General features: G+C 42.2%; 16 protein-coding genes. 4 read left to right on the top strand and 12 right to left on the bottom strand.

Annotated features, from left to right (window positions below):
- Together IM485_RS06565 and IM485_RS06560 are read left to right on the top strand one after the other, a co-directional pair.
- Positions 1 to 414, top strand: a 414-nt coding sequence (locus IM485_RS06565; protein WP_287742054.1) for a tetratricopeptide repeat protein, incomplete at its 5' end; no start/stop codon positions are given.
- A gap of 314 nt (positions 415 to 728) precedes the next feature.
- On the top strand, positions 729 to 869 hold the full coding sequence (locus IM485_RS06560; RefSeq protein WP_164502940.1) for a hypothetical protein: 141 nt from the start codon (positions 729 to 731) through the stop codon (positions 867 to 869).
- A 245-nt stretch (positions 870 to 1114) separates the two neighbouring features.
- Here IM485_RS06560 and IM485_RS06555 read toward each other — a convergent pair whose 3' ends face one another.
- The 11 genes from IM485_RS06555 to IM485_RS06505 all read right to left on the bottom strand — a co-directional run bounded on the left by IM485_RS06555 (position 1115) and on the right by IM485_RS06505 (position 9634).
- Entirely contained in the window at positions 1115 to 1504 is a 390-nt protein-coding gene (locus IM485_RS06555) for a type II toxin-antitoxin system VapC family toxin (protein ID WP_271926813.1), read from the bottom strand.
- The gene (locus IM485_RS06550; RefSeq protein WP_002789758.1) at positions 1501 to 1698 is read right to left on the bottom strand and encodes a hypothetical protein; all 198 of its coding nucleotides are present in this window, start codon (positions 1696 to 1698) and stop codon (positions 1501 to 1503) included. Before IM485_RS06550 ends, IM485_RS06555 begins: the two co-directional genes overlap by 4 nt.
- 106 nt (positions 1699 to 1804) lie before the next feature.
- A complete protein-coding gene (locus tag IM485_RS06545; RefSeq protein ID WP_287742051.1) occupies positions 1805 to 1969 on the bottom strand; it encodes a PIN domain-containing protein in 165 nt (54 codons plus the stop codon).
- A gap of 86 nt (positions 1970 to 2055) precedes the next feature.
- A complete protein-coding gene (locus IM485_RS06540; protein ID WP_002795863.1) occupies positions 2056 to 2355 on the bottom strand; it encodes a hypothetical protein in 300 nt (99 codons plus the stop codon).
- A 19-nt stretch (positions 2356 to 2374) separates the two neighbouring features.
- The gene (locus IM485_RS06535) at positions 2375 to 2497 is read right to left on the bottom strand and encodes a hypothetical protein (protein ID WP_287709531.1); all 123 of its coding nucleotides are present in this window, start codon (positions 2495 to 2497) and stop codon (positions 2375 to 2377) included.
- Entirely contained in the window at positions 2498 to 3103 is a 606-nt protein-coding gene (locus IM485_RS06530) for a DedA family protein (RefSeq protein WP_190722729.1), read from the bottom strand.
- A gap of 148 nt (positions 3104 to 3251) precedes the next feature.
- Positions 3252 to 4529 (bottom strand): adenosylhomocysteinase, encoded by a 1278-nt coding sequence (gene ahcY, locus IM485_RS06525; protein ID WP_002732258.1) that lies wholly within the window; start codon positions 4527 to 4529, stop codon positions 3252 to 3254.
- Between the two features lie 144 nt (positions 4530 to 4673).
- On the bottom strand, positions 4674 to 5345 hold the full coding sequence (locus IM485_RS06520; RefSeq protein WP_287742048.1) for a riboflavin synthase: 672 nt from the start codon (positions 5343 to 5345) through the stop codon (positions 4674 to 4676).
- A gap of 15 nt (positions 5346 to 5360) precedes the next feature.
- Positions 5361 to 6656 (bottom strand): glutamate-5-semialdehyde dehydrogenase, encoded by a 1296-nt coding sequence (gene proA, locus IM485_RS06515; protein WP_104397763.1) that lies wholly within the window; start codon positions 6654 to 6656, stop codon positions 5361 to 5363.
- 482 nt (positions 6657 to 7138) lie between these two features.
- Positions 7139 to 8311, bottom strand: a complete 1173-nt coding sequence (gene dxr, locus IM485_RS06510) for a 1-deoxy-D-xylulose-5-phosphate reductoisomerase (protein WP_287742046.1) — start codon at positions 8309 to 8311, stop codon at positions 7139 to 7141.
- 489 nt (positions 8312 to 8800) lie between these two features.
- Positions 8801 to 9634, bottom strand: coding sequence for an acyl-CoA desaturase (locus tag IM485_RS06505; RefSeq protein WP_002748596.1), 834 nt, complete (start codon positions 9632 to 9634; stop codon positions 8801 to 8803).
- Positions 9635 to 9753: 119 nt separating this feature from the next.
- Between IM485_RS06505 and IM485_RS06500 the strand changes: the two genes are divergently transcribed.
- The gene (locus IM485_RS06500; protein ID WP_104397761.1) at positions 9754 to 11007 is read left to right on the top strand and encodes a methionine gamma-lyase family protein; all 1254 of its coding nucleotides are present in this window, start codon (positions 9754 to 9756) and stop codon (positions 11005 to 11007) included.
- A gap of 120 nt (positions 11008 to 11127) precedes the next feature.
- Here the strand turns inward: IM485_RS06500 and IM485_RS06495 are convergent, their stop codons facing one another.
- A complete protein-coding gene (locus IM485_RS06495; protein ID WP_396888621.1) occupies positions 11128 to 11235 on the bottom strand; it encodes a DUF4277 domain-containing protein in 108 nt (35 codons plus the stop codon).
- Between the two features lie 131 nt (positions 11236 to 11366).
- On the opposite strand from IM485_RS06495, the gene IM485_RS06490 reads away from it, so the two are divergent.
- Positions 11367 to 11569 (top strand): IS1634 family transposase N-terminal domain-related protein (locus IM485_RS06490; RefSeq protein ID WP_502882160.1); only part of this gene is annotated, 203 nt, incomplete at its 3' end.

Raw genomic sequence — 11569 nt, 5'->3', positions numbered from 1 at the left:
CAAGGTGCGATCGCAGACTACAATCAAGCCATTAATATCAAACCCGACTATGCTCTTGCCTACTACAATCGCGGGAATGCCAAGTATAACTTAGGAGACAAGCAAGGTGCGATCGCAGACTACAATCAAGCCATTAATATCAAACCCGACTATGCTCTTGCCTACTACAATCGCGGGTTTGCCAAGAAAAACTTAGGAGACAAGCAAGGTGCGATCGCAGACTACAATCAAGCCATTAATATCAAACCCGACTATGCTCTTGCCTACTACAATCGCGGGAATGCCAAGTATAACTTAGGAGACAAGCAAGGTGCGATCGCAGACTACAATCAAGCGGCACAACTTTACGCGCAGCAAGACAATATGGAAATGTATCTCAAAGCTCTCGATAACATCAAAAATCTTGAAAAGTAATTTTGGGGAAGGTTGTTCTCATAAAAAATAGCTGTTACTAAAATTAAAAAATCAAAATAAAGGACTGATGAATTAATCTATAATGCAAGAGACAGGAGCTATTAGCGGCAGGCTATTTGAACCATCTAAAGCGGGAGGTAAAATTCTTAAATTATCCTATCAAAAAATAAAAAACTAGGCTATCCCACTGGACAGCCACCCGATCCCGATCTGGCTTACAAGTTGTGGAATAATGCTCACACAGCAACCCTTGAAGATTATGGTTTAAAAGAAGGATTTGGCGTTTTATTTCACCCAAGTATAGAGGATTAATCATGAAAGATACCGTACAGTTAACCCAACTTGAATTGGTGCTTCTCCAATTAGTTGAAAAAGGAAAAGGAAAATGGAGTTGGTACGAATTAGCTAACGCACTTTCCCGCCGAGATGTTCCTAGCCGTAGCGTGTGGATCTGAGAAGGGAACAGGGGGTCTTTGGTCGATTCTCGTTTTTTCTTCTCTCGCGCAAAGACTCGTAACCTGTAAGATATAACAACTTCAGGCAATTTGTCAAGCTTAGTTTTGGAGATTTCTAGAACGAAAACATAGGCTTTTTCCTACTTCAATACCTGGCACTGGTTGCTGTCATCAATCTATCGGTTTCCAGTAGTAAGCTACTTTGCAGATAAGTCAACTTTTAATTCTCGCTCTTCTACTATTCTTTACCCCTCATCAATAAACGGGTTTTTAATATTTAAACTGGAAATCCCCTTAAAATCATCAACATTTCTAGTTACCAAACATCCATTTTGGCTCAATGTTGTCGCGGCAATAATGGCATCGGGAATCTTGATTTTATACTGTCGTTTCAGTTGAATAGTCAGATCTTCAATTTCTCTCAATATGGGAATTAATTCAAACTGTGAGAGTAAATCTTCAATTATCTGCTCTTCTTCCTTAGACAAAGTAGGAAAACTGAGTAACTCAATTCTGACAATTGGTGAGATAAAAATCTGATGCAAACTCAAAAAAGCTGGGGAGAAAAAAGAAGTAACTATATCATCATCGGCTAAATAATAAATAAAAATATTGGTATCATAGACGTATTTCATCCATCCCACTCCCGACGAAGAGACTCTACATGAGATAGCATTGCCGCTTTTTTATCCTTAAGAATACCTTTGGCTTTAACCACCTTTTGATAATCTTTTTGCCAAAGCTGAAGCAGTGAATCTGGCACGTCTGCTGTAATGAAATTTTCATCTTCAGCAATCAGATAATTCCTTGGTATTTTAATCAGTGGCAAAGCTTTTCTCCTAATACCAAACAGTATTTAATGTCTCTCTCTGTCATAGACTATCATTATATATCATCCTTTCCTCATGAATCCCTGACCTCCCAGAAAAATCCAATCATCGCGGCGGTAATCCAAAAATAGTAATAAGTAAAGACTGTAACCAATTAATCGATGCTTGAGTTTGCTCGACCGTCATCCGATTTCTTCTTTCTGCGACTAGGAGAGTATTGACAATCTCTAAAGACCAAATTTCGAGAACAAATGCTTCGGCGTTTGGCATTATGTCTAATACTGCGTTAGCATAATCATTATCTTCATCGACCAAACATCAGCTAATTGCTACCGAACAATCTAAAACGAACTCAATCAAAACCGCCTCCCTTCTTCTCGCATGGCACGAATTTCACTTTTAGGTAAAGCTACAGTTTTTTGAAGGCGGCGCATTCCTGAAATAGCTTGGGTAATAGATTGCTCTACTACTGGGTTGCCCCAGGCATTATAGCGAGGTTTTCTTTCCTCTTTTCTACTTGCTAAATCTTCACTGACTTCTTGAACCGCTTCAACGGTTACTGTAACATTTACTTCAGTGTCTTTAAAATCGGACGGTATATCTAAATGTAAGATTCCATCTCTACCAATCTGAGAACGTAGTTTAATTGTTGGCATATTAAAACCTCGTATATTCTTATCCTTTTGCCCCTTTATAAGCAGTAAAACGTAGTAAAACGTAGGGCGCGTTAGAATACAAAAATTGCTGCTTTGACTCGAAGGTGACAATCCGTCGTAAAACACCACCTCTCATCAACATTTACTCATACCGGCGGTTACGTTTGCGGATAATCCAGAGGATAAACCAGATAACGAGGACAAGTAGAGCTATTTTTGACACAGGAGCCAGATATTCTTCCACAAGGGGGTAATTTTTCCCTAAAAAGTAACCTGCTGCCGTTAAAAAAACGACCCAGAGGGTCGTGCCGATGGTGGAGTAAACTAAAAAGGGAATCATCGCCATGTGATTCATCCCGGCGGGTAGGGAAATCAAAGTTCGTACTCCGGGGACCAAACGACAGAGTAAAACCGCTTTACTACCGTGACGGTTAAACCATTGATTTGCTTTTTGAATATCTTTAGCGGAAACGGTAATCCATTTGCCGTATTTATCGGCTAGTTTTTCGATTTTTTCCTCATCCACAACCCGACCGAGATAATACCAAGGTAGCGCTCCGATGACCGTACCAAAAATCCCCGCTACCACTGCCGGAATAAATTGCATTTGTCCCTCATGGACGGTAAAACCCGCTAGGGGCATAATTAATTCCGAGGGAATGGGAGGAAAAAGATTCTCTAAAAACATTAATAGGGCTATGCCTAAATAGCCCATGGAAGTCATTGTATTTGTAATCCATTCAGTCATATTTTTTTAGGATTTAGAAAACAGTTTTAAAGTAAAAAAAGGGAGTGGGGGAGTGGCAAGAATAAATAAAAGCAATCTCCTGATAACTGACAACTGACAACTGACAACTGATAACTGATAACTGATAACTGATAACTGATAACTGATATTAGGTTCCGGAAGTCCAGGAGTTGATATATTCTAATTGGGCTTCGGTGAGGGTATCGATTTCAATCCCCATGGCTTGCAGTTTCAAGCGGGCAATTTCTTGGTCTAATTCGTAGGGAATTGAGTAGATGCCGGGGGCCAATTTACCTTGATTTTTAACCAAGTATTCTACACCGATCGCCTGGTTAGCGAAACTCATATCCATAACGGCGCTAGGATGACCTTCGGCGGCTGCCAGGTTAACTAGGCGACCTTCACCGATAACAACGACGGATTTACCGCTTTTTAGTCTATATTGTTGGGTAAAGTTGCGAACTTCCTTGACATTATCGGCTTTTGCGCCTAAAGCTTGCAGGTCGATTTCAATATCAAAGTGACCGGAGTTGGAAACAATCGCCCCATCTTTCATCAGGTCAAAATGTTCGGCCCGGATAACGTGCTTGTTACCAGTAACGGTGATGAAGATATCGCCTTCTTTAGCGGCTTCATCCATGGGCATAACCCGGAAACCGTCCATCGCTGCTTCAATGGCCCGCACAGCGTTGATTTCGGTGACAATTACATTAGAGCCTAAACCTTTGGCCCGCATAGCGACACCTTTACCACACCAACCATAACCAGCCACAACCACGGTTTTACCGGCGAGGAGGATATTGGTGGCGCGAATGATACCATCAAGGGTAGATTGACCTGTACCGTAGCGATTATCAAAGAAATGCTTGGTTTCTGCGTCGTTAACGTTCATTGCGGGGAAGGATAACACCCCGGCTTTGAGCATGGCTTGCAAACGGACGATACCGGTGGTAGTTTCTTCGGTAGTACCGATAATGTCGGGTAATTGGTGACTTCTCTCTTTAACCAGGGTGGCCACTACATCACAACCATCATCGATGATAATCTGGGGTTTATGATCGAGGGCGATTTGAACGTGACGGTGATAGGTGTCGTTATCTTCCCCTTTGATTGCATAAACGGGGATACCGTAATCAGCGACTAAACAAGCGGCCACATCATCTTGGGTGGAAAGGGGATTGCTGGCAATTAGTAACGCATCAGCGCCACCAGCTTTTAGTGCGATGGCTAAATTGGCGGTTTCGGTGGTAACGTGACAGCAAGCGACTAAACGCAGTCCGGCAAAGGGTTTTTCGATGGCGTAACGTTCGGCTAATTGACGCAAAACGGGCATTTCCCGACCGGCCCATTCGATGCGTTGTTTGCCGATGGGGGCTAAACTAATATCTTTAATGTCGTATTTCTGTTGAACTGGTGTTGCTACCATAAGGGGTTTTCCTTAAATACAAGCCTCGGCTATTGGTTAATTTAACTTAACATTGTCTGGGGATTTTGGCTAATGTCAAGCTTTCCACCGATTTTTTATATAGGAAAAAGTTATCAATCAGATTTACACTGGGTTACGCATTTTTTAATAACCGTGTTCAGCCAGAAATTCTAGGCTAATCTCGGTGGGAGCTTGATAAGAGCGCATTCCTAACAATTTTTCCACATATTTGCCTAAAATATCCCCTTCTAGATTCACCCAATCGCCTAATTTTAAATGGGAAAGATTGGTTTCGGCGTAGGTGTGGGGGATGACAGCCACTTTAAACCAGCTACCGTAGGCATCACAATCGGCCACGGTTAAACTAATGCCATTAACAGCTATACTGCCCTTACCGACGATATAACGAGCTATGTAGTTATTCCACTGCTCTTCTAGGGAACTAGGCGCAGCAAAGGTCATTTCCCAAGAATTAGCCACGATTATCGATTCGACTAAACAGCCAATACCATCCACATGACCGGTGACAAAATGACCGCCGATTTTACTACCCACCCGCAGAGAGGTTTCTAGGTTAACGCTGGTTTCTGTTTTAATCCTTCGTCCCAAAGTAGTGCGCTGTAGGGTTTCTGGGGAAGGGGTGGCCACAAAACCCTCTGAGAGAATTTCCTCGACTGTCAAACAAACTCCATCCACAGCCACACTATCACCAATCATTAAATCTTGGAGAATTGTATCAGAGGATACAGACAAATATAGTCTATCAGTATCCACGATCCGAATTTTTCCCAAGGCTTGAATTAATCCTGTAAACATCGGCTTTTTTCTCGACTATAAATCCTTATGAGTGAAAGATTGGGCATTTTCCCCGGAATAATCGGCTACAATATGACCATCTCCGGCTAATTGATATTTGTAGGTCACTAATCCCTCTAATCCCACCGGACCGCGGGGAGGCATTTTTTGGGTACTGATACCCACTTCGGCCCCAAAACCGTAACGGAAACCATCGGCAAATCGCGTGGAACAATTATGAAAAACTCCGGCGGCATCGACTCGATCGCTAAAGGTTTTGGCCGTGTTAAAATTTTCGCTAACAATGGCTTCCGTGTGTCGAGAACCGTAATAATTAATATGTTCGATTGCTGATTCTAGACTATCAACAATTTTAATTGACAGGATTAAATCACTATATTCGGTTTGCCAGTCTTCTTCTGTGGCCGATGGTACGTTAATAATCTGACGAGTTGCTTCATCTCCCAATAATTTAACCTTTTTTTCCTCTAATGCTCGGGCCACTGCGGGTAAAAATTGTCTAGCGATGTCTTGATGAACCAATAAAGTTTCAATGGTATTACAAGCGGCAGGATATTGGGTTTTACCATCAACGGTAATCCTAATTGCTTTGCTTAAATCGGCTTCTTTGTCGATGTAGAGATGACAGATACCATCGGCATGGCCGAGGACAGGAATGCGGGTATTATTTTGGATATAACGCACAAATTCGTTAGAACCTCTAGGAATTATTAAATCGATGTATTGATCAAGTTTTAAGAGTTCCTGAATTTCTTCTCTTGTTGTTAACAATTGCACCGCCGCCGAATTAACTTTAGTTTCACTCAATGCCTGATGAATAATTGTTACTAAAGCTTGACAAGAACGGAGTGCCTCTTTCCCCCCTTTTAAAATAACGCCATTGCCGGATTTTATCGCTAAACTGGTAATTTGAATTAAAGCATCGGGACGAGCTTCAAAAATAACCCCTAAAACCCCTAAAGGACAGGTTATTCTCCGAAGAATTAAACCTTGATCTAATTGCCGATTAATTTGTATAGTAGCTAAAGGATCTGCTAATTTAGCCAGATCTCGCACCCCGGCAATAGCGGCTTTTAATTTGCCAGGACTTAACTCTAAACGCGCACATAAAGCTGGAGATAATTCCATCGCCTTGGCTGTTTGAACATCGGCGATATTCGCTTCTAGTATTTTATCAGCATTGGCAGTCAAAGCCTCAGCAATAGCCTCTAAAGCTTCATTCCTTTCTTCGTTAGTCAGAATAGCCAGTTGACGACTCGCTTGACGGGTTTCTCTGGCGATTTCGGGGAGGGATAGAGAAGTTGTAACCATAGAAAATTAAAAGTAATAACCGCTATCTTGTTTATTTTATCTTATTTTTGATCAAGTTTCAGGGTCATTACACCTCATTGTAAAAATCAAAAATTGTTGTTAGGGTTAGGATTCAGTAGCCAGGAGAATTAAGAATCAATAATAATCAATTAAATGGTCTATTTACAGATTTGGCTCTCTTGAGTTTGGTGGGTAAAATGTACTCTAAGATACAGTCCTGCCAGCGAGCGACTAGAACGAACCACAAAGACACAAAGGACACAAAGATCGATCCTATATAAGTTAAACTTATCACACAAAGAATAAGAAAACCCTGATTTTAGGCAATTTAATCTTTATTTTCGACGTTTATTGAAGGTTATCAACTCTTGTCATGATCATCATAAATCTAGTTAAATAGAAAAAATAGCCGAAATTAGTGATTTTTCTATCCTAGACCTGTAGAGACATTATAGTTAACATCCCTACAGAATCTAGACTATCTAGACCAGATTGGCAATCAGACAGTTAGATACTTCTTGACGCGCCCAACTATCGGCGGACAAAATATCATCTAGGCTAGGGGTAGAACTGTTATGAATTGTAAAGCGATCGCAAACTTTTTCAATCACCCGGGGAATATCTAAGAAGCTAATCTTTTCTTCTAAAAATAATGCCACTGCTTGTTCATTTGCCGCGTTTAATACTGCCGGCATTGCCCCACCCGCGCGGCCGGCTGCGTAGGCTAATCCCATACAGGGATATTTTTGATGATCGGGTTCTTTGAAGGTTAAACTGCCGGCTTTAACTAAATTTAAAGGTTCCCAATCGGTATAAATTCTTTCAGGCCAAGACAAGGCATATAACAGGGGTAAACGCATATCAGGCCAGCCTAATTGGGCTAAAACCGAGGTATCCTGTAACTCAATTAAAGAGTGAATAATACTTTGGGGATGAATAACAATATCGATCGCATTATAATCGACACCAAATAAATAATGAGCTTCGATAACTTCTAGACCTTTATTCATCAAAGTAGCCGAATCGATGGTGATTTTTCTGCCCATAGACCAGTTAGGATGTTTCAGGGCATCAGCTACGGTTACTTGTGACAATTTTTCCACGGGTAAATCCCGAAAAGCGCCCCCAGAAGCGGTGAGAATAATCTTTTTTAATCCCCCAGTGGGAACTCCCTGTAAACATTGAAAAATAGCTGAATGTTCCGAATCGGCAGGTAATAATTTAACTCGGTGTTTTTCCACTAAAGGCAGCACCACCGGACCGCCAGCAATCAGGGTTTCTTTATTAGCGAGGGCGATATCTTTACCGGCAGTAATAGCGGCAATTGTCGGCAGCAATCCCGCACAACCGACAATTCCCGTGACGACGCTTTCGGAATCGCCATAACGGGCCACTTCGATTACTCCTTCCTTTCCTGCTAGGATAATCGGGGTATAGTCAAGGTCGGAAATTAGGCTTTTCAGGTCTTCTAGTTGACTTTCGTTATTAATCGCCACGATTTGCGGGCGAAATTGCCGAATTTGCTCCGATAGTAGTTGAATATTATTACCCGTGGCTAATCCCACCACTTGAAACTTATCGGGATGATCGGTGACAATATCGAGAGTTTGAGTACCGATCGAGCCTGTAGAGCCTAAAATCGAGATTTTTTTCATAGAAACTTACTATAATTTGGGGATTAGCTTTTAATATACGTTCTCTGGGGTCTTTCCGGCACATCAGCGTAAATATTAAGTATTTGTTAAAAAAGTTGCTAGTTTGACCTTTTTATGCTAAGGGTTAGAAAAAGTTAGCGATAGAGATGGTGACAGAGAAGAAATCGAATAGAAAGGCCAATGGATTAGGCTGTCTAGTGGGGGGTCTGGTTTTTTGCCTCTTATTTCCCCTGTGTGTTTTCTTTTTTGGTTGGTTATCCTTCGCTCTTGGGATGAGTTGTGCTTTCCCCAGTCAATGTTCGACAGAGGGGGAAATAATCAAGTTTATCCTATCAATGATTTCGTTTTTTGGGGGAGGATTCGCATTACCTATATTCCTCAGTTGTGCCGTGGGAAAAGCTGTCAGATTTGGGTTAAGTCGGAGAAAAAATAACCGAACTTAAACTTAAGTTCGGCTAGATTTATAATCTATTTAACAACTGGATAAAACTAACTTTCTGTCGCCGTTGCTGTGGTGGGAGGCAACTTAATATTAGTAGCTAATCCCAGAATTTGCAGCAGACGAATGGTCATCCAAGTCAGATCAACCTCCCACCATTGTAGGCCATGACGGGCAGAATACTGATAGGCATGGTGATTATTGTGCCAACCTTCACCGAAAGTTAAGAGGGCAACCCACCAACAATTTTTAGAATTATCGTGGGATTCATGGCTAACATAACCAAATTTGTGGGTGGCGCTGTTGACAAACCAAGTGGAGTGGAAAACTAAGACCAAGCGAACAAAAATTCCCCAAATTACAAACGGCCAACCACCCATAGCATAGAGAATCAAGCCTAAAACAATTTGGATAGGAACAAAATAATTTTGACAGAATTTATAGAAAGGATCGTCGGCGATATCTTGGGTAAAACGGGCAATTTCTTCGTCGGCAGGAATTTCGTGCAGCATCCAACCCATGTGACTCCACCAGAAACCTTTATTAGAATCGTGGGGATCGGGAGCAGTATCAGAATATTTATGATGAATACGATGTAAACCTATCCATGCGATCGCACCCCCCTGACAAGCGAGGGTCCCGCACAAAACCAGAAAGTATTCTAACCATTTGGGAGTCTTAAAACTCCGATGGGAAACCAAACGATGAAAACCGAGGGTAATTCCTAAACCCCCGGTAATCCAATAAAGAATCAATGTCACTCCCACAGCACCCCAGCTAAAATTGCCAGGCAAGAAGGCTAAAAGAGCCACTAAGTGGATAAAAGCCATGTAGATGAGAGTCACCCAGTCAATGGGAAGTTTTTCGGAAGTCGCAACAGTCATTGAATAACCCAAAGGGAAACAACAGGAGACAGAGCATCATTGTCTTATCCGTCTCGATTTGACACAGGGGGAACTTTGACGCTTAATAAATAGTAACAAATATCACAGTCTATTGTTTGATGGATATCCCCTCTCTACTCCACAGGGCAGAAAAGGCCTTACTGCCCATTTTTTCGGAAATTGACGCACAGGTCAAGGAAAATCTCCGTCAAGTCCTCGGCGCTTTCCGTGCAAACCGCGTCGGGGTGCATCATTTTGCTAGTGTTAGCGGTTATGGTCATGATGACTTGGGACGGGATACTTTAGATCAAGTGTTCGCCCAAGCCCTGGGGGCCGAAAAGGCGGCGGTGCGGGTACAATTTGTTTCAGGAACCCATGCGATCGCCTGTGCCTTGTATGGGGTTCTTCGACCGGGGGATGAGATGTTAGCGGTAGCTGGTGCGCCCTACGATACCCTAGAGGAAGTAATTGGAATTAGGGGAAGTGGTCAAGGCTCTTTAAAGGATTTTGGCGTTAGTTATCGGCAATTAGAGCTAGATTCTACCGGTACGATCGATTGGTTGGCTTTGGCAACGGCAGTTAAACCCCAAACCCGTTTAGTACATATTCAAAGGTCTTGCGGTTATTCGTGGCGATCGAGTTTGTCTATTGACGAAATCGAGAGAATTGTCCGTATAGTTAAACAACAAAACCCGCATACGGTCTGTTTTGTCGATAATTGCTATGGAGAATTTATCAACACCCAAGAACCCACCGACGTGGGGGCAGATCTAATGGCCGGTTCTCTCATTAAAAATCCCGGAGGTACAATTGTCACGGCTGGGGGATACATAGCAGGTAAAGCGGAATTAGTAGAAATGGCCTGCTATCGTCTGACAGCACCGGGAATCGGTAGCGAGGGAGGGGCAACTTTTGACCAAAATCGTCTTCTTTATCAGGGATTGTTTCTAGCACCGCAAATGGTGGGAGAAGCGATGAAAGGCAGTCATTTAATTGCCTATGTGGGTGATAAGTTGGGTTATCCGGTCAATCCGGATCCTTTTGTGCCTCGACGCGATATTATTCAAGCGATTAAACTCGGTTCCCCCGATAAGCTGATTGCCTTCTGTAAAGCCATTCAAGCCTATTCTCCCATCGGTTCCTACTTGGACCCCATTCCTGCCCAAATGCCAGGCTATGAGAGCCAAGTAGTGATGGCTGGTGGCACGTTTATTGATGGTAGCACCTCGGAATTCTCCGCCGATGGACCCCTCCGGGAACCCTATATCGTTTTTTGTCAGGGGGGAACCCATTGGACCCATATTTCTCTAGCTTTAGAACAAGCGATCGCTGCTTTAATGAATGGTTTCTCTCACCTTCCTTCTCTCCCTTAGTTAAAGTTTGCTGAAAAAGTTTTTCTTGGGGATAGATAGGTTTTGGTGTGTTAGGGAATTTAGCTAAAATTTCCCCATCTCCCTAAATCCCTATCTCCTATATAAATCTAGGACTCTGCCTCAACGGTCATCATGGAGGTCACTAGCCTTTATACCTTTGCCTAAGAGATGTTCTAGGGGTTTATCTTTAAAAAACTGACTGAACAGATATAACTGAACTTCCCCCATACATATATACCATAATAGCCGAAACCCTTATCCATCAATGGATATACCCCTTAACTTTTCTTAATGTACCCATGTAATTTGTAAAATTTCTTAATGAAAAAGAATTCTCTCCATTTGCTAAAATAGTGGTCATGTATATAGAAAAAGTTCCTAACCGTAATTCCCCCCCCGCTGTTCTTCTTCGAGAGTCCTACCGAGAAGGAGATCAAGTCAAAAAAAGAACCCTTGCCAATCTCTCAAAATTACCCGATGATATTATCGACAATCTAAAACTGGCTCTTAAAGGAGCAACACTGTCCATGACTGAAGGCATTCCCAATCATTTTGAAGTGAT

The organism is Microcystis sp. M169S2 (assembly GCF_020245865.1).
Lineage (GTDB): Bacteria > Cyanobacteriota > Cyanobacteriia > Cyanobacteriales > Microcystaceae > Microcystis > Microcystis ichthyoblabe_A.
Note: the sequence above shows the minus strand (reverse complement) of the source record. Positions and strands in the feature narration are given on the sequence as shown.